This window comes from Mycobacterium sp. 1245499.0 (assembly GCF_001673615.1).
Lineage (GTDB): Bacteria > Actinomycetota > Actinomycetes > Mycobacteriales > Mycobacteriaceae > Mycobacterium > Mycobacterium europaeum_A.
In genome coordinates, this window is record NZ_LZMG01000048.1 from 1 (window position 1) to 20,659 (window position 20,659).

The following is a 20,659-nucleotide window of genomic DNA, read 5'->3' on the forward strand; positions in this document are numbered from 1 at the left end:
CCCGCCGGTTGGTCACCACGAAGTGAGTGGTCAGCCAACTCAGAAACGGCCACAGCGTCAGCCAGCCCACGATCACCAGCCAGACGCCCCAGATGACGCCGTAGATGATGTTCTTGGCGAGCTGCTCGAAGTGCGTCGAGTTGAGGTACCCCGAGCCGAACGCGGCCAGTCCGGTCACCCCGATGAGCACCAGCACCGGCCAGATCAGCCGCTTCCAGTGCGGGTGGCGGTGCACGATGACGTGTTCGCCGGCGGCCAGAACGTTATCCGGGTAGCCCATGCCCGCAGACATTAGCTGCGCGCCGCGCTTGCGATCGCCATTAGCGCAAATGCACCACGTCACCGGCCGCGACGACGACGGTCTGCTCGCCGCTTTCCAGGCACAGCCGGCCCTGGTCGTCGATGGCGGTGGCGGTCCCGTCGACCTGTTTGCCGCCGGGCAGGTGCGCGCGCACCCGGTTGCCGAGGGTCAGGCTGCGAGCCCGGTAATCGGCGGCCAGGGCCCAGTCGGCCCCCCGCGCGGCGCGCCAGCCCACGATCCGCCGCCCCAGTTCGCGCAGCAGGGCCGACACCAGCCCGGTGCGGTCCGGCGCGGCGACCCCCAGGTCCAGCAACGACCTGAGCATGGGGGCGCCGGGCCCGTCGATCTCCTCGGCGGACTGAGTCACGTTGAGCCCCAAGCCGATTACCACGACGGGCTTGGCCACCTCGGCCAGAATTCCGGCCAGCTTGCCCGGCGAATCCGGCGGGCCGGCCAGCACATCGTTGGGCCACTTGAGACCGGCCTGCGCCCCGGTGCCCGCCAGCAGCGGCGTCACGGTGTCGACCACCGCCACCCCGGTGGCCAGCGGCAGCCAGCCCCATCCGGTGGTCGGGACGTCGACCACGCTGACCCCGACCGACATGGTGATCTGGGCCCGCGGCGTGGCCGACCAGCCGCGGCCGTGCCGGCCGCGCCCGGCGGTCTGGTGCTCGGCGATCAGCACGGCGCCGGCGACGTCGTCGCCCGCCGCGGCGCGCGCCAGCAGGTCGGCGTTGGTGGAGCCGGTCTGCTCGACGACCTCGAGCTTGCGCCAGCCCAGCCCGGTGCCGATCAACTCGGCGCGCAACGCGCCCTCGTCCAGCGGTGCTCGAAGGCGATCTCGTTCCGTCACCGCACCCAGCCTAGAACTCAGGGCCGACGGTCGCGCATGTCCAGCACGGCCAAATGGCTGAACAGCATGCTGGTTCCGATCGGGTTGCCGCCGCCCGGATACGCCGTGCCGCTGGGCGCGGCCATGGTGTTACCCGCCGCGTACAGGCCGGGGATCGGCGTGCCTTCCGCGTCGAGCACCCGCGCCGCGGTGTCGGTGCGCAGACCGCCCTTGGTGCCCAGATCGGAGATGCCGAAGGCGGCGGCGTGATACGGCGGGGAGTCGATGGGCACCAGCGGCGACGCGCCCGCCGAGAAGGCGCGGTCGAAGGCCTCGTCGCCGCGGCCGAAGTCCTCGTCGACACCGGCGGCGGCAAAACCGTTGAACCGCGCGACCGTCGCCACCAGCCGCTCGCCCGGCACGCCGATCTTCGCGGCGAGCTCGGTGAGGGTGTCCGCGGTGTGCCACAGGCCCGCCGCGACGTAGCGCTCGGTCTCGACGATGGAGACGTTGGCCGCCTTGACCGGCGGCACTTCACCCTCCTTATCGTCATAGATCATCCAGTAGGGCAACGTGATCGACCCGTCGGCCAGTTGGGCGATGATCTCGCGGCCGGCCCGGTCGTAGGCCCGGGACTCGTTGACGAATCGCTCGCCGTCCTGGTTGACGAAGATGCCGCCGGTGAACCACAGCGCGAAGGCGGACCGGCCGTCGGGATGGGTCATGCCCGGCGACCACCAGGCCTGGTCGAGCAGGTCGGTGTCGGCCCCCGCCGCGATGCCGGCCTGCAGCGCCAGGCCGCGGCTTCCCGGGCCGCCCATGGTGTCTCGCGACGTTCCCGGCACCCCGTACCGGCGGCGCAGCTCCTCGTTGGCCTCGAAGCCCCCGGCGGCCAGCAGCACCCCCCGGCGGGCCCGGATCGCGCGGCGCTCGCCGGCGGTCTCGACGATGGCGCCCGTGACGCGGCCGTCGGTCACCACCAGCTCCACCAGCGCGGCGTCGCGGCGCAGCGACGCCGTCGGGTACTGGCCGATGGCCTTGAGGAACCGCGCGATCAGGGCGCGGCCCCCGACGTAGTAGTCCGACGGGGGTTCGGCGCCGAGCCGGTCGGTGTCCAGCGGCCCGCGGATCGCCTCGCGGAACTCGGGGGCGGCGGGCCACCGCCAGCGGCTTGGCAGCGATGTGGCGCTGGCCGTCCAGGCGCGCCTTCGGCGCCTTGCCGTAATAGTCGGGCCAGGGCAGCGGCACGAACTTCAGGTTCGGGTCGGCTTCCAGGTATTCGATCAGCCGGGCGCCGCCGCGCACATACGTTTCCTGCAGCTCGCGCGGCGTACGGTCACCGACCACCGCGCGGTAATAGGTGAGCGCGTCCTCGATGGTGTCGTCGGTACCCGCGCGCAGCAGCACGGGATTGCACGGGAACCACACGCCGCCCCCACCCGAATATGCGGTGGTGCCACCGAATTTCGACGTCGCCTCGACCAGCAGCACGTCGAGGCCCTCGCGCGCCGCGGTGTAGGCACCGGTCACGCCGCCACCGCCGGAACCCGCGACCAGCACGTCACATTCGGCCGCCCAGTCGACCATCGCTACTCCTGCGCCGCCGTCAATACGGTTTGGATCGCCGGCGCCAGCCGCGCGATCAACGTGTCGCTGTCCGCTTCCGTGAGGATCCGAACTCCCACGATTCGTCGTCCGACGACGATACCGACCAACATCGACGCCGCCAGACCGGCGCGCAGCGCCGCGTCGTCGGGATCGCCCGGTCGCGAGCGGATGCCGTCGAGCAGCCGGGCCTGGATGAACTCGCGGAGCTGCTCGTTGGCCCCGGTTTTTGCCGCACCTTCCGCCACGGCTCCACGCAACATCGCCAGCAACGGCTCCGAGTCCCGCGGGTCGCCCTCCCACACATCGAAAAATGCGCGCACCACTCGCTCGCCGAGGTGCTCGTCGGGACCTTCGAACGCGGATCCCAAGCGCGCCAATGCTTCCGGCGTGATCGACATGACCGCGCCGAACAGCTCGTCCTTCGACCGGAAGAACTGCATCACCAGCGACGCGTCGACCCCGGCGTCGGCGGCGACCCGCCTGATCGTCGTGGCGGCATAGCCGTCGGCGGCGAACCTGGCGCGAGCCGCGTCCAGGATGGCCTGCCGGGTGGTGTTCGCCCCCGGCCGGCGCCCGCGGCGCCCGGCGGCGACGGGCTTGGTGGTCATGGCGTCGGGTGAACCGGCAACTGCAGATACGAGCCGCGCGATCCCCCGGTGTGGACGACGTGCTGCCCGCTGTTGCGCGGCGCGTATTCGCGCAGTCCCGGCATCCAGGTGCCGAACAGGTTCCGCGCGCTGATGATCAGCCGCAGCTGCTCGCCGGGGTAGAACACGAGACCGATTGGCAGCAGCTCGATTTCGACCTCGACCACCTCGCCCGGAGTCAGCTTCTGCACCCGGTCGAAGCTATGCACGGGAACCTCATCGGTCGACGCAGCCTCGTCGCGATGGCGCATCGACACCCGCAAGCGGCCGTCGGAGCCCTTATACCGCAGGATCGACGCGCCCCGTTCGGTGAGGTCGTGGACTCGCGCGCTCTGATTGGGCACGGTGAACTGCTGCAGCGGCGTGCCGTAGCGGTCCAGCTTCTGGACGAAGACGAACAGGTCCATGTCGTCGGCGTCGGTCGCCTCCACCCACAGCCGCGCCTTCGGGTAGCCGACCAGCGTGGTCCGCCCGTCGAAACGGACCAGAAACGAGACGAAATTCGGGTCGGCCTGTGCGGCGGAACCCGCCGGGTAGGCCGCGGTCGACGCCGCGGCAGGGATCTCGGTGCGCAGCGTTCGCGACGCGCCGTCCAGGTAGTACTTCGTGTAGGTGACCCCCGGCGGGGGGAACTGCTGCGCGGGCACACCGACCTGGTCGTCCCCCTCGAGGTCGAGCAGCGCGTAACGCACGCGCGGAGTCTGCTCCCAGCCGTTGTCGGCGCCCTTCAGAAAGTGGTCGAAGAACCGCCGCAGATCCTCCCTGTTCGTTTCGTCGTAGTAGTCCGGCCATTCCTGGCTGTTGTGGATGCGCAGCCACTTCTGTGACGACCCGAGGCGACGCCAGGCGCGGAACGTCCCCGCCGTGTGCAACGAGTTGGAGTAACTGGCCACGACGTACGCCGGCACGGTGACCCGCTCGACGCGCGGGATCTTGTTGCGCCACAGGTCGCTGAGCAGCGGGTAGCGCTCGGCCTCGGCGAGGATGTCCTCCTTGCGGCCCTTACCCCAGTAGCTGTTGTCCCGGAGCTGCCGGGCGAACCCGGTGTCGGGCATGCCGCCGCGCATCACCAGGTCGCGGTAGACGTCGCTGACGCCTTCCCAGGGGTTGATCGCCGCCAGGTGCGGCGGCTGCTCGGCAGCGGCGAACCACTGGGCGACCGCGAGGTAGGAGGTGCCGCTCATCGCGACCTTGCCGGTGCACCAGTCCTGGACGGCCAGCCACTCGATCAGGTCGTAGCAGTCCCGGCCCTCCTGGCGATCCCACAGGACGCTGTCGCCGTCGCAGTCGGAGACCCCGCGAACATCCGGATTGCAGATCGCGTAGCCCTGCGCACACCAGTAAGCCGGGTCGGGGCCTTCGAACTTGTGCAACCCCGACACGATGTCGTTGGCCAGGCCGACCAGCCCGAACACCCCCATCGCCGCCGGGGCGCTGCCCTCCCCCTTGCCGTACGGGCTCCACGCCACGATCACCGGCACCTTCTCGTCGCCCGGCGGTCGCAGGATGTCGACGTACGTGGTGACGCCGTCGCGCATGGTGACCGCCACGTCCTTGTCCAGCACGATGTCGACCGGCAACTCCCGGAATGCCGGCGCGAGCCGAAAGCCGGCCGGCAGGGTGCGGGTGCCGGGATCGAACCCGCTCAGCACGCCGTACCTATCACCCGGTTGCAGCGGATGAGACGGCATGAACAGCATCTCGTCCCGGGAGTCGTCGGAAGCCACTCCTGCACCCTATGGCCCGGCGGACTAACACTCAACGGCTGTTTATATTCGCGAATCGCCGTCGACTACTTAAGGGCTGCTTAAGGGAGACCGACAGGGCTGCCGATAACATCGCTGCCATGACGAGCGTTACCGACCACACTGCGGAACCCGCTGCCGAACACACCATCGACATCCACACCACCGCGGGCAAGCTCGCCGAGCTGCACAAGCGCCGCGAAGAGTCGCTGCACCCGGTGGGCGAAGAGGCCGTCGAGAAGGTGCACGCCAAGGGCAAGCTGACCGCCCGCGAGCGCATTCTCGCCCTGCTCGACGAGGATTCGTTCGTGGAGCTCGACGCGCTGGCGCGGCACCGCAGCAAGAACTTCGGCCTGGAGAACAACCGGCCGCTGGGCGACGGCGTGATCACCGGCTACGGCACCATCGACGGCCGCGACGTGTGCATCTTCAGCCAGGACGCCACGGTGTTCGGCGGCAGCCTCGGCGAGGTGTACGGCGAGAAGATCGTCAAGATCCAGGAGCTGGCGATCAAGACCGGCCGCCCGCTGATCGGCATCAACGACGGCGCCGGCGCGCGGATCCAGGAGGGCGTCGTCTCCCTGGGCCTGTACAGCAAGATCTTCCGCAACAACATCCTGGCGTCGGGCGTCATCCCGCAGATCTCGCTGATCATGGGCGCCGCCGCGGGTGGGCACGTCTATTCCCCCGCGCTGACCGACTTCGTCGTGATGGTCGACCAGACCAGCCAGATGTTCATCACCGGGCCCGACGTCATCAAGACCGTGACCGGTGAGGACGTCACCATGGAGGAGCTGGGCGGTGCCCACACCCACATGGCCAAGTCGGGCACGCTGCACTACGTCGCCTCCGGCGAGCAGGACGCCTTCGACTGGGTCCGCGATCTGCTGGGCTACCTGCCGCCCAACAACGCCACCGACGCGCCCCGCTACGCCGAGCCGCACCCGCCGGGCGCCATCGAGGACAACCTCACCGAGGAGGACCTCGAGCTGGACACGCTGATCCCGGACTCCCCCAACCAGCCCTACGACATGCACGAGGTGATCACCCGGATCCTCGACGACGACGAGTTCCTGGAGGTCCAGGGCGGCTACGCGCAGAACATCATCGTCGGATTCGGCCGCGTCGAAGGCCGGCCGGTCGGGATCGTGGCCAACCAGCCGACGCAGTTCGCCGGGTGCCTGGACATCAACGCGTCGGAGAAGGCCGCCCGGTTCGTGCGGACCTGCGACTGCTTCAACATCCCGATCATCATGCTGGTGGACGTCCCGGGCTTCCTGCCGGGCACCGGCCAGGAGTACAACGGCATCATCCGCCGCGGCGCCAAGCTGGTGTTCGCCTACGGCGAGGCCACGGTCCCCAAGATCACCGTCATCACCCGCAAGGCCTACGGCGGCGCCTACTGCGTGATGGGCTCCAAGGACATGGGCTGCGACGTCAACCTGGCCTGGCCGTCGGCGCAGATCGCCGTGATGGGCGCCTCGGGTGCGGTCGGGTTCGTCTACCGTAAGCAGCTTTCCGAGGCGGCCAAGGAGGGCAAGGACGTCGACGCGCTGCGCCTGCAGCTGCAGCAGGAGTACGAGGACACCCTGGTCAACCCGTACGTCGCCGCCGAGCGTGGCTACGTCGACGCGGTGATCCCGCCGTCGCACACCCGCGGCTACATCGGCACCGCGCTGCGCCTGCTGGAACGCAAGATCTCCCACCTGCCCCCCAAGAAGCACGGGAACATACCACTGTGAGCGAGACGACCGACAACGTGCAGACCGACGTGCCGGCCGACGCGGAAGCCCACGCGGCACCGCACGAGCCGCACATCCAGATCCTGCGGGGTGAGCCCACCGCCGAGGAGGTGGCCGCCCTGGTCGCGGTCCTGGGTTGCGCCGGTGGCGCGCCGGAGCCCGAACAGCCCGAGCGGACCCGTTGGGGCCTGCCGGTCGACCGGCTGCGGTTCGCGATGACGAACTATCAGCGGCTCACGTTCCAGCAGATGACCCACATGAGGCATTGACCCGCCTGGTGCTGGCGTCGGCCTCGACCGGCCGGCTCAAGGTGCTGCGCCAGGCCGGCGTCGACCCGCTGGTCGTGGTCTCCGGCGTCGACGAGGATGCCGTCGCCGCCGCGCTGGGCCCGACCGCGTCGCCCGGTGACGTGGTGTGCGCCCTGGCCGAAGCCAAGGCCCAGCGGGTGGCCGGCGGGCTGGACGGTGATGTCGCGGCCGATTGCGTTGTGGTGGGCTGTGATTCGATGCTGTCGATCGACGACCGGCTGTGCGGCAAGCCCGGGACGGCCGAGGCCGCCGCGAGCCAGTGGCGCCTGATGGCGGGCCGCTCCGGCGAGCTGCACACCGGGCACTGCCTGCTGCGGCTGCGCGACGGCGCCATCACCCACCGCGAAGTCGAATCGCGTTGCACCACAGTTCATTTCGCCACCCCGTCGGAGGCGGACCTGCGGGCCTACGTCGCGGACGGGGAACCGCGTCACGTGGCGGGCGGGTTCACCCTGGACGGCCTGGGCGGCTGGTTCGTCGACGGCATCGACGGCGACCCCTCGAACGTGATCGGCGTCAGCCTGCCGCTACTGCGGTCGCTGCTGGAGCGGGTCGGGCTGTCGGTGTCCGCGCTGTGGACGGCAGCGCCGAGCCGCTAAATCCGCAGGCCCGCTCCGCCTTCGGCGCCGAAGTACATGTCGGGCCCGAACCCTAGGGTCAAGCCATGACCACGTGGAGCGAGTTCACCGCCCAAGCCCCGCGCATCGCCGGCATCTTCACCCGTCGCCATCGAGCCAGCGGCAACCTGTGCATGCTGGCCACCCTGCGCTCCGACGGCTTCCCCCGGATCAGCCCGATGGAGCCGCGGATCTTCGAGGACGAGTTGTGGCTGCCGGGAATGCCGGCCACCACCAAGTTCCTCGATCTGGCGCGCGACCCGAGGTTTTGTCTGCACACCGCGACCGTCGACACCGAGGTGACCGACGGGGACGCGAAGTTGTGGGGGCTGGCCCGCGTCGTTCCCTACGGCGCGGTGCACCGGCGCTTCGCCGAGGCGCTGTTCTCCGAAACCGGATTGGACCTGCGCGACCAGCGATTCGACCTGCTCGGCGCCGATGTCACCGGGGCATCGGCGGTCGAGGTCCGAGACGGCCACCTGGATGTCACCATCTGGAATCCCGGCGTGCCCGAGCGGGTGGTCCGCAAGCACTGACCTGCTGGCCGTTTGGGAGCTGGCGGTAGGCTCGGCAGTGTGGCATTACCCCCCGATCCAAGCCCGACATTGTCGGCCTACGCCCACCCCGAGCGCCTGGTCACCGCCGACTGGCTGTCCGCCAACCAAGGCACCCCCGGCCTGGCGATCGTCGAATCCGACGAGGACGTGCTGCTCTACGACGTCGGCCATATCCCCGGCGCGGTGAAGATCGACTGGCACACCGACCTCAACGACCCACGGGTCCGCGACTACATCGACGGCGCGCGGTTCGCGGAGTTGATGGACCGCAAGGGCATCGCCCGCGACGACACCGTGGTGATCTACGGCGACAAGAGCAACTGGTGGGCCGCCTACGCGCTGTGGGTGTTCACGCTGTTCGGCCACCCGGACGTGCGGCTGCTCAACGGCGGCCGCGACCTGTGGCTGGCCGAACGCCGGGAGACCACGCTGGACGTCCCCACCAAGACCTCCAGCGGCTATCCCGTCGTGACCCGCAACGACGGGCCCATCCGCGCCTTCAAGGACGACGTGCTGGGCATTCTCGGCAGCCAGCCGCTGATCGACGTGCGCTCGCCGGACGAGTACACCGGCAAGCGCACGCACATGCCCGAGTACCCGGAGGAAGGCGTGCTGCGCGGCGGCCACATCCCCACCGCGCGGTCGATCCCGTGGGCCAAGGCCGTCGACGAGAGCGGCCGCTTCCGCAGCCGCGAGGAACTCGAGGAGCTGTACGGGTTCATCGAGCCGGACGACAAGACCGTCGTGTACTGCCGCATCGGCGAGCGGTCCAGCCACACCTGGTTCGTGCTGACCCATCTGCTGGGCAAGCCCGGGGTGCGCAACTACGACGGATCGTGGACCGAGTGGGGCAACACCGTGCGCACGCCGATCGTGGCGGGTGAAGAGCCGGGCACCGTTCCGGTCTGATGGCGGCGCCGCGATGACCATGCCCGCTCCCCTGGCCGAGGTGGTGTCCGACTTCGCCGAAGTCGAGGGCCAGGACAAGCTGGCGCTACTGCTGGAATTCGCCAACGAGCTGCCGGCGCTGCCGCCCGACCTGCAAGAGGCGGCCATGGAGCCGGTGCCCGAGTGCCAGACGCCGCTGTTTTTGCATGTCGACGCCAGCGACCCCGACCGGGTGCGGCTGCACTTCAGCGCGCCCGCCGAATCGCCCACCACCCGTGGGTTCGCGTCGATTCTGGCCACCGGTCTGGACGAGCAGCCCGCCGCCGCGATTTTGGCGGTGCCCGAGGATTTTTACGCCGACCTGGGCCTGGCCGCTCTGATCAGCCCGCTGCGTTTGCGCGGGTTGTCGGCGATGTTGGCCCGCATCAAGCGCAGGCTGCGCGAGTCGTCCTGAAAAAAGGTGGGCCGCCTCGTCGGGCCCAACGGCGCGGCGCTTAGACTTCCCGAGAACTCGTTGTAAGAAATTCTCTTAGAGAAGCCCGCAGAAATACGTCTGCGGTTATGCCAAACAGGAGGCGCTGTGGCTAGTCACGCCAGCTCGAGGATCTCCAAAGTGCTCGTCGCCAACCGCGGCGAAATCGCTGTCCGGGTGATCCGCGCGGCCCGCGATGCGGGCCTGTCCAGCGTGGCGGTGTACGCCGAGCCCGACGCCGACGCGCCGCACGTGCGTCTGGCCGACGAGGCGTTCGCGTTGGGTGGTCAGACGTCGGCCGAGTCCTACCTGGACATCGGCAAGCTCCTCGACGCGGCGGCCAAGTCGGGCGCCAACGCCGTCCACCCCGGCTACGGGTTCCTCTCGGAGAACGCCGATTTCGCCCAGGCGGTGCTGGACGCGAACCTGATCTGGATCGGGCCCAGCCCGCAGTCCATCCGCGACCTCGGTGACAAGGTCACCGCCCGCCACATCGCCGCCCGCGCGCAGGCGCCGCTGGTGCCCGGCACCCCCGACCCGGTCAAGGACGCCGACGAGGTGGTGGCCTTCGCCAAGGAGTACGGCGTGCCGATCGCCATCAAGGCGGCGTTCGGCGGCGGCGGCCGCGGCATGAAGGTGGCCCGCACCATCGAAGAGATCCCCGAGCTGTTCGAGTCGGCCACCCGCGAGGCCGTCGCCGCGTTCGGCCGCGGCGAGTGCTTCGTCGAGCGCTACCTGGACAAGCCGCGCCACGTGGAGGCCCAGGTGATCGCCGACCAGCACGGCAACGTCATCGTCGCCGGCACCCGCGACTGCTCGCTGCAGCGCCGGTTCCAGAAGCTGGTGGAGGAGGCTCCCGCGCCGTTCCTGACCGACGCGCAGCGCAAGGAGATCCACGAGTCGGCGAAGCGGATCTGCAAGGAGGCGCACTACTACGGCGCCGGCACCGTCGAGTACCTGGTCGGCCAGGACGGCCTGATCTCCTTCCTGGAGGTCAACACCCGCCTGCAGGTCGAGCACCCGGTCACCGAGGAGACGGCCGGCATCGACCTGGTGCTGCAGCAGTTCAAGATCGCCAACGGCGAGAAGCTGGACCTCACCGAGGACCCGACGCCGCGCGGGCACGCCATCGAGTTCCGGATCAACGGCGAGGACGCCGGACGCGGCTTCCTGCCCGCGCCCGGCCCGGTCACCCGCTACGACATCCCGACCGGACCCGGCGTGCGGCTGGACTCGGGTGTGGAGGCCGGTTCGGTCATCGGCGGCCAGTTCGACTCGATGCTGTCCAAGTTGATCGTGTACGGCGCCACCCGCGAGGAGGCGCTCGCCCGCTCGCGGCGCGCGCTGGACGAATTCCACGTCGAGGGTCTGGCCACGGTCATCCCGTTCCACCGGGCCGTGGTGTCCGACCCGGCGTTCATCGGTGACGGCGAAAGCTTCTCGGTGCACACCCGCTGGATCGAGACCGAGTGGAACAACACCATCGAACCGTTCACCGGCGGCGAGCCTCTCGACGAAGAGGACGCCCGGCCGCGCCAAAAGGTGGTCGTGGAGGTCGGCGGCCGCCGGCTCGAGGTGTCGCTGCCCGGTGACCTGGCGCTGTCGAACGGCGGCGCCGCCGATCCGGCCGGAGTCATCCGCAAGAAGCCCAAGCCGCGCAAGCGCGGGGCGCACGCGGGTGCGGCCGCCTCCGGCGACGCGGTGACCGCGCCCATGCAGGGCACCGTGGTCAAGGTCGCGGTCGAGGAGGGCCAGGAGGTCGCCGCGGGCGATCTGGTCGTGGTGCTCGAGGCGATGAAGATGGAGAACCCGGTCACCGCGCACAAGGACGGTGTCATCACCGGACTTGCGGTCGAGCCCGGCGCCGCCATCACCCAGGGCACCGTGCTCGCCGAGATCAAATAGCGCTCCCTGAGAGATTTCCCAGACACGTTGTAGGCCCTGGCTACCGCGAGTAGGGTTGCGGGCAAGGTTGAGTTCACAGCCGCCCGGGATACGTTTGTGACGTGGGTAGGCGGAATTCCCTTCATCTGGCGAATTTCCTTCGCGCGGCTTACGTATCGACATAACAAATCCCCGCAGGGGATATGGAGTCAACAATGTCTGTGGCCCAATCCTGGCAACAAAGCCGCACAGCACAATTCACCGCGCGCTGCGGCCCGACGGGCACCCTGATTACGGTCGATGGTGAGCTCGATGCGGCCAACGCCGATCAACTCGCCGCCTACGTGCGGCAGAGCACCAATCGTTCGCGGCGGGTGATCCTCGACCTACGCGGCCTGAAATTCATTGGCACGGCGGGCTTTTCCGCCCTGCACCGGATCAACGTGGCGTGCTCGGCCGCCCAGGTGTCCTGGGCCATGGCACCCAGCCCGGCGGTGGCGAGGTTGTTGCGGGTCTGCGACCCCGACGCCACGCTGCCGGTGACGACGCCGCGGGCCGAGCCGCTGCTGGAGCCGCTCCGCGTTGACGACGACGACGAAGAGCCCCGGGCGCTACTGCAACTGGTCCCGGAGCCGCGTTAGCGACTTCGCCAGCAGGCGCGACACGTGCATCTGGGAGATGCCGACCCGCTCGGCGATCTGGGTCTGTGTCATCGACTCGAAGAACCGCAGCACCAACACCGTTCGCTCCCGCTCGGGCAGCGCCTCGAGCAGGGGTCGTAGCGATTCCTGGTCCTCGATGCGGTCCAATCCGGTGTCGACGTCACCCAGGGTGTCCGCGATGGCGCGGGCTTCCTCTTCCTCGCTGCCGCCGCCGCTGTCGATCGACAACGTGTTGTAGGAGCTTCCGGCCACCAGGCCCTCGACCACCTCTTCGCGGTCCATTTCGAGCTCGGCGGCGAGTTCGGTCGCCGTCGGCGCCCGGCCCAGCCGCTGCGACAGGTCGGCGGTGGCGGTGCCCAGGCGCAGGTGCAGTTCCTTGAGCCGCCGCGGGACCTTGACCGACCAGCTGTTGTCGCGGAAGTGGCGGCGGACCTCGCCCATGATCGTCGGCACCGCGAAGGACACGAAGTCCGACCCGGCCTCGACGTCGAAGCGGACGACGGCGTTGACCAATCCGACGCGCGCCACCTGGACCAGGTCGTCGCGCGGTTCGCCGCGACCCTCGAAGCGGCGCGCGATGTGGTCGGCCAGCGGCAGGCAGCGCTCGACGATCTTGTCCCGTTGACGTTGAAATTCCATGGAGTCGGGCGTGATGTTGGCCAACTCACGGAACATGTCCGGAACATCGGCGTATTCGTTCGGACGTGAAACCGAACCGCCGGCAGCTCGCGCTGTCACCTGCTGGAGGCCGCCCGTCGCGCCGTCAGCGTGATGCCGAAAACACTGCCGGTTTCATTGGGTTCGCGACCGTCATGGAAAGTCTGGACGTCGTCGGCCAACGACGTCAGCACGTGCCAACTGAAGCTGCCGGGCGCCACCACGTCGTGGGTGTCACATGCCGCGGAGGCTTCCACCACCAATTGGTCGTCTTGCGGGTCGACCACGACGATCAGGGTCGCGTCGGGAGTGGCCGAACGAATCAACCGGGTGCACACTTCGTCGACCGCGAGCCGCAGGTCCGCCACCGCGTCGAAATCCAGGTCCTCGAAGGTGCCGATGGCACCGACCAGGGTGCGCAGCATCGCGAGGTTCTCCAGTCGCGCAGCAACGTGGAGCTCGACGGCGCGGTGGCCGCGCGGACGCTTGTTAGCGTGCAATCCAGCATCGTTCATATGGTCTCCCGGCAATGTTTGACTGACACTACTACTGCTTCGCAGCCCACCGTGGACCTCGCGCTCGAGCCGGTTAGTCATGATCGCCGCCGGGTATTCGGCCCGATGTGCGTGGGCCTGACACGACAGACACAGACGCGACGCGCCGGTACACGCGCGTCGCGGTGATCGCCGGGGTCACGCTGGTCGTCTTGCTCCTGGTCGCAGTGGGCATTTATGTCGGTGTGTTCGTGATGTTGTCCCCCATGATGGGGTGACCACGCAAACGCAACCGTTCCGGCACTCATCATGGTGCAGACCTGATACCCACAAGTCCGCGGCCGTAACCGCCGATTCGGCTTTCATGCGATATTTCACACAGCGCGGCGTCCGGGCAGGTCACCGCCGAAAAAGGCGGCCGAGTCGGTGCCGGATCGGCGGCCCTAGCTGGCCGGCCACTGCCGGTGCACCTCGGGATGTTCGGTGTACCAGCGATCGGCGATCCGGCGAATCCTGCGGTGCTCCACCGCCAGCCAGGCCAGCCCCAGCACCGTGGCGATGACCGCGACGACGCCCGCGGTCATGCCCTCGTGGTGATGTCCGCTGCCGAAGGCCGCCAGACTGCCGCAAGCCCCGATCACGCCCGCGACGACTAAGAGGTAGCCAGGCCAGTGCAAGACGTCGATCAGCGACTCGCCGGCGAGCGGTCGCGTGGTCCTCAGATGGTCGACGGGGTCATGGTAGGTGTCTCCCATAGCTGCTCCTCACCGCACCATCAACGTTAGATCGCGGGAGAACAAACCTAAAGAGCCAGTACCGGCCCTGCGATCGGAGCGACACCCATGGCGACCATCAGCGCCATCGCCGTCAGCAAGAACCAGCCCGCGCCGTGCCAACCCCACCAGGTGCCCTCGGCCTTCCACACCCGATAGGTGCGCACGAACGCCCAGACCCCGGCGACCAGGGCGATGAGCGGGCCGCCGAACGCCAACAGGGTGCGCTGGGGCGGACCGCATGCCACCGTGTCCACGTTCACCCCCGGGCAGGTACTCACCCACACCGCCGCGATCAATAGGAAGCCGACGGCAGCGAGCGTGGCCAGCACGGTGAACCGGACGGCGGCCAGCACCTCGCCGTCCTCCTGTCCCAGGCGATCACCACCGGATCGCGCATCCGCTTTCTGCATCGTTGTCACCTCCCCTTCGGGGCCTCACGCTTATCTTTTATTCGTTCGCCGCGTCGCATTGGTTACCGCGCTAGCTTCTGGGCAGCAGTCGCGCGCTGGTAGCAGCGGAAGGCGCAGGGGTTCAAATACCCCGCGGCAAACCGGGGTAAACCGGCTCGGCGTGAGGTCAACGCGCTAATTCAGCGTCCGCAGCGCGGTGCGGATGGCGCGGATCGCGGCGTCGATCTCCGCGCGCGAGACGGTCAGCGCCGGACGGAACCGGACACCGTCGTCGCCCGAGGGCAGCACGATCACCGCGCGCCGCCACAACAGGCGGATCAATTCGTCGCGGTCGGCGGCGCTGGGCAGGCTGAACGCGCACATCAGACCGCGCCCCCGGGGGTCGAGCACGACGCCGGGAAATTCCGCGGCGAGCTCGTCGAGGCGGTCGCGCAGGTGGGCGCCGTGCTCGGCGGCGTGCGCGAACAGGTCGTCGGCCTCGATCACCTCCAGGATGCGGCGGGCGCGCACCATGTCGGCCAGGTTGCCGCCCCACGTCGAGTTCAGCCGCGAGGGGACCGCGAAGACGTTGTCGGCGACCTCGTCGACCCGGCGGCCCGCCATGATCCCGCACACCTGGGTCTTCTTCCCGAACGCCACCACGTCGGGCGGCACGCCCAATTGCTGGTAGGCCCACGGCGTTCCGGTCAGGCCGCAGCCGGTCTGCACCTCGTCGAAGATCAGCAGGGCGTCGTGGGAGTCGCACAGCTCGCGCATGGCCGCGAAGAACTCGGGCCGGAAGTGACGGTCGCCGCCCTCGCCCTGGATGGGCTCGGCCACGAAGCATGCGATGTCGTGCGGGTGTGCTTCGAAGGCCGCCCGGGCCTGGCGCAGCGACTCGGCTTCGAGCGCCGCCATGGCCGCCCCGTCCAGGCCGGGCCGGAGGAACGGGGCATCGATGCGCGGCCAGTCGAACTTGGGGAAGCGGGCGACCGTTGCCGGCTTGGTGTTGGTCAGCGACAGCGTGTATCCGCTGCGACCGTGGAAGGCGCCGCGCAGGTGCAGCACCCGGGTGCCTAGCCCGGGATCGATCCCGCGGGCTTCGTTGAGCCGGCTCTTCCAGTCGAACGCCACCTTGAGCGCGTTCTCCACCGCCAGCGCGCCGCCGTCGACGAAGAACAGGTGCGGCAGGGCCGGATCGCCCAGCACCCGGGCGAAGGTCTGCACGAAACCGGCCATCGCGACCGAGTACACGTCGGAGTTGCTCGGCTTGTTCAGCGCGGCCTGGGTCAGCTCGGCGCGAAACTGTTCGTCGCCGGCCAGCGCGGGGTGGTTCATGCCCAGCGCCGACGACGCGAAGAACGTGAACATGTCCAGGTAGCGCCGCCCGTCGCGGGCGTCGTACAGGTAGGAGCCCGCGGAGCGGGCCAGGTCTAGCACGAAGTCGAAGCCATCCACCTGAATGCTGCGCGCCAGCACCTCGTGCACCCGTTCGGGCTCGGTGCGCCGGCCGGTGAAGCGGTCCAGGGTGGCGGTCATGGCGCTCATGGTAGCCGATTTTTACGGAATCATGAGGGATGCGCCGTATATTTTATGGTATTCGTTGCCTATCGGTGTAAAAAGTATTCAATATGATGGTGCTTCGCGTCCTGACGTTCGCGGTGGTCCGGATCCGCTGCAGCAGGTCTTCCAGCGCCCGGGCGGACTCGACACGCACCAGCAGGACGTAGCTCTCCTCGCCGGCCACCGAGTGACACGATTCGATCTCCTCGATGTGTTCGAGGCGGGCGGGCGCATCATCGGGTTGAGAGGGATCCAAGGGAGTGATGGCCACGAACGCCGACAGCAGGTGCCCGACCGCCTCCGGGTCGATGCGCGCCGAGTATCCCGAGATCACCCCCCGCGCCTCGAGCCTGCGCACCCGCGACTGCACCGCCGAGACCGACAACCGGGCGCTGGCGGCCAGCTCCGCCAGCGTCGCGCGGCCGTCGGCGACCAACTCGCGCACCAGAATCCGGTCGACCTCGTCGAGCGTCTCACTCATGGCCGGAGACTATCGCAGGACCGCGCCGCCGTGACCCGCCCGAAATGGCTGGAAGCCTGGCAGCTCCGGGAGCGGTTCGCCGCGGGCCTGTCGGCGATGTACGCCGCCGAGGTGCCGGCATACGGCACCCTGGTCGAGGTCAGCGAGCAGGTCAACGCCGATTGCGCGGCGGGCCATGCCGATGCCGAACGCTTCGGCTCGCTGCGGCGGGTCACCGCCGAGCGGCACGGCGCCATCCGGGTGGGCGGTCCGGCCGAACTGGTCGCCGTCGCCGACCTTTTCGCCGCGTTCGGCATGCTGCCGGTCGGCTACTACGACCTGCGGCGCGCCGCGTCCCCGGTCCCGGTGGTGTCGACCGCCTTCCGGCCGGTCGACCCAGAAGAGCTGTCCCGCAACCCCTTCCGCGTGTTCACCTCGATGCTGGCCACCCGCGACGCGCGCTACTTCGACGGCGACCTGCGCCGCCGCGTCGACGCCTTCGTGGCCCGGCGCCGGCTGTTCGACCCAGCGCTGCTGGCCCAAGCGCGGGTCATCGCCGCCGCGGGCGGCTGCGACGCCGACCAGGCGCCGGGGTTCGTCGCGGCGGCCGTGGCGGCGTTCGCGTTGTCCGACGAACCGATCGAGCGGTCCTGGTACGACGAACTCGCCCGGGTCTCGGGCGTGGCCGCCGACATCGCCGGCGTCGGCACCACCCACATCAACCACCTCACGCCGCGGGTGCTCGACATCGACGAGCTGTACCGGCGGATGACCCGGCGCGGCATCACCATGATCGACGCGATCCAGGGCCCGCCCCGCACCGACGGCCCCGCGGTGCTGTTGCGCCAGACCTCGTTTCGCGCCCTGGCCGAACCCCGCCGCTTCCGCGACGACGGCCGCATCAGCACCGGGACGCTGCGGGTGCGCTTCGGCGAAGTGGAGGCGCGCGGCGTCGCGCTGACGCCGAAGGGCCGGCGACGCTACGACGCCGCGATGGGCGCTGCCGACCCGGCTGCGGTGTGGGCGCAGTACTTCCCGGGCACCGACGCGGAGATGGCCGCCGACGGGCTGGCCTATTACCGCGGCGGCGACCCGTCGGCGCCGATCGTCTACGAGGACTTCCTGCCCGCGTCGGCGGCGGGCATCTTCCGGTCGAACCTGGATGCCGACGCGGGCTTTGAAAACGGTGCCGCCCCCGACGATTCCGGCTACGACGCCGCCTGGCTGGCCGGGGCCATCGGCCGCGAGATCTACGACCCGTATGCCCTCTACGAAGCGCTCTCCCAGGAGGCACTCTGATGAATCTGCCGACCGCTGACCAACTGCGCGCCCGGGCGCGTGAGGCCCTGCGCGCGATGGGCGCCGATGTCGCGCTCGGCGAGCCGGACGGCCACGGGATGCCGGCCAGCACCCCGATCACCGGCGAGGTGTTGTTCACCATCGCGCCCACCACACCCGAGCGGGCCGAGCGGACGATCAGCGAAGCGGCCCAGGCGTTTTCGGTGTGGCGCGGCACACCGGCCCCGGTACGCGGCGCGCTGGTGGCCCGCCTCGGCGAGCTGCTGACCGCGCACCGCGGCGAGCTGGCCACCCTGGTGACCCTCGAGGTCGGCAAGATCGCCTCCGAGGCCGCCGGCGAGGTGCAGGAGATGATCGACATCTGCCAGTTCGCGGTCGGCCTGTCGCGCCAGCTCTACGGCCGCACCATCGCCTCGGAACGCCCCGGCCACCGGCTGCTGGAGACCTGGCACCCGCTCGGTGTCGTCGGCGTGATCACCGCGTTCAACTTCCCGGTCGCGGTGTGGGCCTGGAACGCCGCGCTGGCCCTGGTGTGCGGGGACCCGGTGGTGTGGAAGCCCTCGGAGCTGACGCCGTTGACGGCGCTGGCCACCCAGTCGTTGATCGCCCGGGCCGCGGCCGACGTCGGCGCCCCGCCTGCGGTGAGCTCGCTGATGCTGGGCGACCGCGACCTCGGCGAGCTGCTGGTGGACGACCCGCGCGTCGCGCTGGTGTCGGCGACCGGTTCGGTCCGGATGGGCCGGGCCGTCGGTCCCCGCGTCGCCGCGCGGTTCGGCCGGGTGCTGCTGGAGTTGGGCGGCAACAACGCCGCCATCGTGACGCCGTCGGCCGACCTGGACCTTGCGGTGCGCGCGGTGGTGTTCGCGGCCGCCGGCACCGCGGGGCAGCGCTGCACCACCCTGCGCCGGCTGATCGTCCACCGCTCGGTGGCCGACGAGGTGGTCGCGCGCGTCGCGTCCGCCTTCGGGCAGCTGCGCATCGGTGACCCGTCGGCGCCGGACACGCTGGTCGGACCGCTGATTCACGAGACCGCCTACCGCGACATGGTGGGGGCGCTGGAACAGGCGCGCGCCGACGGCGGCGAGGTGATCGGCGGCGAGCGCACCCATCCCGAGGCCCCCGAACACCCGAGTTCCTACTACGTCGCGCCGGCGCTGGTGCGGATGCCCGCGCAGACCGCCATCGTGGCCACCGAAACGTTCGCGCCCATCCTCTACGTGCTGACCTACGACGAGCTCGACGACGCGATCGCCCTCAACAACGCGGTGCCGCAGGGCCTTTCGTCGGCCATTTTCACCACCGACCTACGCGAGGCCGAGCGCTTCCTGGCCGAATCCGACTGCGGAATCGCCAATGTCAACATCGGCACGTCCGGCGCGGAGATCGGCGGCGCGTTCGGCGGAGAGAAGGAAACCGGCGGCGGACGCGAATCCGGCACCGATTCGTGGCAGGCCTACATGCGCCAAAGTACCAATACCGTCAATTATTCCGGCGAGTTACCGCTGGCCCAGGGCGTGAAGTTCGGATGAATCCAAAGTGGCCGGGGTCTCATGTCGTATGAGTACTATCTGACACATGCCGACTGCCCGCAGGCGCTTATCCCCCGAGGATCGACGCGCTGAGCTGCTCGCTTTAGGGGCAGAGGTCTTTGGGAAGCGGCCCTACGACGAGGTCCGCATCGACGAGATCGCGGAACGCGCCGGGGTCTCGCGGGCCCTGATGTATCACTACTTCCCCGACAAACGGGCATTCTTCGCGGCGGTGGTCAAGGACGAGGCCGACCGCCTGTACGAGAACACCAACATGGACGACGCCACCGGCCTGACCATGTACGAAGAGGTCCGCACCGGCGTCATGGCCTACATGGCCTACCACGAGCAGAACCCCGAGGCGGCGTGGGCCGCCTACGTCGGCCTGGGCCGGTCCGACCCGGTTCTGCTGGGCGTCGACGATGAAGCCAAGAACCGTCAGCTCGAGCACATCATGAGCCGGATCAGCGACCTGGTGGCCAAGACCCCCGCGGGGAAGCTGGAACCCGACGTCGAGCGGGACCTGCGGGTGATCTGCCACGGCTGGCTGGCGTTCACCTTCGAGTTGTGCCGGCAGCGCATCATCGACCCCACCACGAATGCCGATCGCCTCGCCGACGCGTGCGCGCACTCGCTGTTCGACGCCATCGCCCGGGTCCCCGAGATCCCCGAGGAACTGTCCCACGCGATGGCGACCGCTCGGATCGAGCCGCGCTAGCCGACGCCTTGTCGGTGCCGGTTGGCACCATGGACGGGTGAGCACTCGCGCCGACTCCGGGCCGCCCGGCCGCCCCGACCCGTTGGGCCGGTTCAGCGCCATCACCCGCGAGTGGTTCACCAGCACCTTCGACGCACCCACCACCGCGCAGGCCGACGCGTGGAACGCGATCGCCGACGGCCACAACACACTGGTGATCGCCCCGACCGGATCGGGTAAGACGCTGGCGGCGTTCCTGTGGGCGCTGGACAGCCTCGCCGCCTCGGCCGAGCGTCCGCCCGGCACCCGGGTCCTCTACGTCTCCCCGCTCAAGGCGCTGGCCGTCGACGTCGAGCGCAACCTGCGCACCCCCCTGGCCGGGCTCACCCGCATCGCCGAAAGCCGGGGCCTGCCCGCCCCCGACATCAGCGTCGGGGTCCGTTCCGGCGACACCCCGCCCACAGGAACGCCGCCAGCGTCTTACCCGATCCGGTCGGGGCGATCACCAGTGTGTTGTGCCCGTTGGCGGTCG

The 20,659-nt window shown here is 69.5% G+C and carries 20 protein-coding genes and 4 pseudogenes; 12 read left to right on the plus strand and 12 right to left on the minus strand.

Features of this window, described 5'->3' with window-relative positions:
- From A5646_RS02105 to A5646_RS02125, 5 genes and pseudogenes are all read right to left on the minus strand, one after another.
- Positions 1-280 (minus strand): annotated as a pseudogene (locus A5646_RS02105) (PH domain-containing protein); the annotation flags it as partial.
- A 40-nt stretch (positions 281-320) separates the two neighbouring features.
- Complete coding sequence (locus A5646_RS02110; RefSeq protein ID WP_066880554.1) at positions 321-1,154, minus strand: biotin--[acetyl-CoA-carboxylase] ligase; 834 nt, start codon at positions 1,152-1,154, stop codon at positions 321-323.
- 17 nt (positions 1,155-1,171) lie between these two features.
- Positions 1,172-2,720 (minus strand): annotated as a pseudogene (locus A5646_RS02115) (FAD-binding protein).
- Between the two features lie 2 nt (positions 2,721-2,722).
- Entirely contained in the window at positions 2,723-3,349 is a 627-nt protein-coding gene (locus tag A5646_RS02120; RefSeq protein ID WP_066880550.1) for a TetR/AcrR family transcriptional regulator, read from the minus strand.
- Positions 3,346-5,115, minus strand: a complete 1,770-nt coding sequence (locus A5646_RS02125; RefSeq protein ID WP_197505093.1) for a CocE/NonD family hydrolase — start codon at positions 5,113-5,115, stop codon at positions 3,346-3,348. Before A5646_RS02125 ends, A5646_RS02120 begins: the two co-directional genes overlap by 4 nt.
- A gap of 119 nt (positions 5,116-5,234) precedes the next feature.
- On the opposite strand from A5646_RS02125, the gene A5646_RS02130 reads away from it, so the two are divergent.
- The 8 genes from A5646_RS02130 (at position 5,235) to A5646_RS02165 (ending at position 12,242) form a co-directional block, all read left to right on the plus strand.
- Positions 5,235-6,875, plus strand: coding sequence for an acyl-CoA carboxylase subunit beta (locus A5646_RS02130; RefSeq protein WP_067019532.1), 1,641 nt, complete (start codon positions 5,235-5,237; stop codon positions 6,873-6,875).
- Positions 6,872-7,144, plus strand: coding sequence for an acyl-CoA carboxylase subunit epsilon (locus A5646_RS02135; protein ID WP_369806899.1), 273 nt, complete (start codon positions 6,872-6,874; stop codon positions 7,142-7,144). Before A5646_RS02130 ends, A5646_RS02135 begins: the two co-directional genes overlap by 4 nt.
- Positions 7,141-7,782 (plus strand): nucleoside triphosphate pyrophosphatase, encoded by a 642-nt coding sequence (locus A5646_RS02140; protein WP_066868535.1) that lies wholly within the window; start codon positions 7,141-7,143, stop codon positions 7,780-7,782. The genes A5646_RS02135 and A5646_RS02140 overlap by 4 nt, the downstream gene beginning before the upstream one ends.
- Before the next feature lie 65 nt (positions 7,783-7,847).
- Positions 7,848-8,336 (plus strand): pyridoxamine 5'-phosphate oxidase family protein, encoded by a 489-nt coding sequence (locus tag A5646_RS02145; protein WP_066868537.1) that lies wholly within the window; start codon positions 7,848-7,850, stop codon positions 8,334-8,336.
- Between the two features lie 39 nt (positions 8,337-8,375).
- Positions 8,376-9,266 (plus strand): sulfurtransferase, encoded by an 891-nt coding sequence (locus A5646_RS02150; RefSeq protein WP_066880548.1) that lies wholly within the window; start codon positions 8,376-8,378, stop codon positions 9,264-9,266.
- A gap of 13 nt (positions 9,267-9,279) precedes the next feature.
- Positions 9,280-9,699, plus strand: coding sequence for a SufE family protein (locus A5646_RS02155; protein ID WP_066880546.1), 420 nt, complete (start codon positions 9,280-9,282; stop codon positions 9,697-9,699).
- A gap of 126 nt (positions 9,700-9,825) precedes the next feature.
- On the plus strand, positions 9,826-11,622 hold the full coding sequence (locus tag A5646_RS02160; RefSeq protein WP_066868542.1) for an acetyl/propionyl/methylcrotonyl-CoA carboxylase subunit alpha: 1,797 nt from the start codon (positions 9,826-9,828) through the stop codon (positions 11,620-11,622).
- A 182-nt stretch (positions 11,623-11,804) separates the two neighbouring features.
- Positions 11,805-12,242, plus strand: coding sequence for an STAS domain-containing protein (locus A5646_RS02165; protein ID WP_067019535.1), 438 nt, complete (start codon positions 11,805-11,807; stop codon positions 12,240-12,242).
- On the opposite strand, the gene A5646_RS02170 is transcribed toward A5646_RS02165, so the two are convergent.
- The 6 genes from A5646_RS02170 to A5646_RS02195 all read right to left on the minus strand — a co-directional run bounded on the left by A5646_RS02170 (position 12,213) and on the right by A5646_RS02195 (position 16,623).
- Positions 12,213-13,001: an RNA polymerase sigma factor SigF gene (locus A5646_RS02170; RefSeq protein ID WP_066868547.1), complete on the minus strand. Its 789-nt coding sequence runs from the start codon at positions 12,999-13,001 to the stop codon at positions 12,213-12,215. The two genes, A5646_RS02165 and A5646_RS02170, sit on opposite strands and share 30 nt — an antisense overlap.
- Complete coding sequence (locus A5646_RS02175) at positions 12,998-13,435, minus strand: ATP-binding protein (RefSeq protein WP_007773234.1); 438 nt, start codon at positions 13,433-13,435, stop codon at positions 12,998-13,000. The genes A5646_RS02170 and A5646_RS02175 overlap by 4 nt, the downstream gene beginning before the upstream one ends.
- A gap of 422 nt (positions 13,436-13,857) precedes the next feature.
- Entirely contained in the window at positions 13,858-14,169 is a 312-nt protein-coding gene (gene usfY, locus A5646_RS02180; RefSeq protein WP_066868549.1) for a protein UsfY, read from the minus strand.
- Positions 14,170-14,216: 47 nt separating this feature from the next.
- Entirely contained in the window at positions 14,217-14,600 is a 384-nt protein-coding gene (locus tag A5646_RS02185; RefSeq protein WP_066868551.1) for a hypothetical protein, read from the minus strand.
- 174 nt (positions 14,601-14,774) lie between these two features.
- Positions 14,775-16,118 (minus strand): L-lysine 6-transaminase, encoded by a 1,344-nt coding sequence (gene lat, locus A5646_RS02190; protein WP_067019543.1) that lies wholly within the window; start codon positions 16,116-16,118, stop codon positions 14,775-14,777.
- Positions 16,119-16,170: 52 nt separating this feature from the next.
- On the minus strand, positions 16,171-16,623 hold the full coding sequence (locus tag A5646_RS02195) for an Lrp/AsnC family transcriptional regulator (RefSeq protein ID WP_066880542.1): 453 nt from the start codon (positions 16,621-16,623) through the stop codon (positions 16,171-16,173).
- Between the two features lie 30 nt (positions 16,624-16,653).
- Between A5646_RS02195 and A5646_RS02200 the strand changes: the two genes are divergently transcribed.
- The 4 genes and pseudogenes from A5646_RS02200 to A5646_RS02215 form a co-directional block, all read left to right on the plus strand.
- The gene (locus tag A5646_RS02200) at positions 16,654-17,901 is read left to right on the plus strand and encodes a VOC family protein (protein ID WP_067019538.1); all 1,248 of its coding nucleotides are present in this window, start codon (positions 16,654-16,656) and stop codon (positions 17,899-17,901) included.
- On the plus strand, positions 17,901-19,430 hold the full coding sequence (locus A5646_RS02205; protein ID WP_067019540.1) for an aldehyde dehydrogenase family protein: 1,530 nt from the start codon (positions 17,901-17,903) through the stop codon (positions 19,428-19,430). The genes A5646_RS02200 and A5646_RS02205 overlap by 1 nt, the downstream gene beginning before the upstream one ends.
- A gap of 46 nt (positions 19,431-19,476) precedes the next feature.
- Positions 19,477-20,148, plus strand: coding sequence for a TetR/AcrR family transcriptional regulator (locus tag A5646_RS02210; RefSeq protein ID WP_066868563.1), 672 nt, complete (start codon positions 19,477-19,479; stop codon positions 20,146-20,148).
- Positions 20,149-20,185: 37 nt separating this feature from the next.
- Positions 20,186-20,587 (plus strand): annotated as a pseudogene (locus tag A5646_RS02215) (DEAD/DEAH box helicase); the annotation flags it as partial.
- Here A5646_RS02215 and A5646_RS30315 read toward each other — a convergent pair.
- Positions 20,583-20,659: pseudogene (locus A5646_RS30315) on the minus strand (DEAD/DEAH box helicase); the annotation flags it as partial. The pseudogenes A5646_RS02215 and A5646_RS30315 overlap by 5 nt on opposite strands.

Bases quoted from the DNA above. Each gene is read 5' to 3' on its own strand.
- A5646_RS02175 (WP_007773234.1), bottom strand. From the start codon at position 13,435: ATGAACGATGCTGGATTGCACGCTAACAAGCGTCCGCGCGGCCACCGC.
- A5646_RS02145 (WP_066868537.1), top strand. From the start codon at position 7,848: ATGACCACGTGGAGCGAGTTCACCGCCCAAGCCCCGCGCATCGCCGGC.
- A5646_RS02195 (WP_066880542.1), bottom strand. From the start codon at position 16,623: ATGAGTGAGACGCTCGACGAGGTCGACCGGATTCTGGTGCGCGAGTTG.
- usfY (WP_066868549.1), bottom strand. From the start codon at position 14,169: ATGGGAGACACCTACCATGACCCCGTCGACCATCTGAGGACCACGCGA.
- lat (WP_067019543.1), bottom strand. From the start codon at position 16,118: ATGACCGCCACCCTGGACCGCTTCACCGGCCGGCGCACCGAGCCCGAA.
- A5646_RS02165 (WP_067019535.1), top strand. From the start codon at position 11,805: ATGGAGTCAACAATGTCTGTGGCCCAATCCTGGCAACAAAGCCGCACA.
- A5646_RS02185 (WP_066868551.1), bottom strand. From the start codon at position 14,600: ATGCAGAAAGCGGATGCGCGATCCGGTGGTGATCGCCTGGGACAGGAG.
- A5646_RS02205 (WP_067019540.1), top strand. From the start codon at position 17,901: ATGAATCTGCCGACCGCTGACCAACTGCGCGCCCGGGCGCGTGAGGCC.
- A5646_RS02155 (WP_066880546.1), top strand. From the start codon at position 9,280: ATGACCATGCCCGCTCCCCTGGCCGAGGTGGTGTCCGACTTCGCCGAA.
- A5646_RS02120 (WP_066880550.1), bottom strand. From the start codon at position 3,349: ATGACCACCAAGCCCGTCGCCGCCGGGCGCCGCGGGCGCCGGCCGGGG.
- A5646_RS02130 (WP_067019532.1), top strand. From the start codon at position 5,235: ATGACGAGCGTTACCGACCACACTGCGGAACCCGCTGCCGAACACACC.
- A5646_RS02210 (WP_066868563.1), top strand. From the start codon at position 19,477: ATGCCGACTGCCCGCAGGCGCTTATCCCCCGAGGATCGACGCGCTGAG.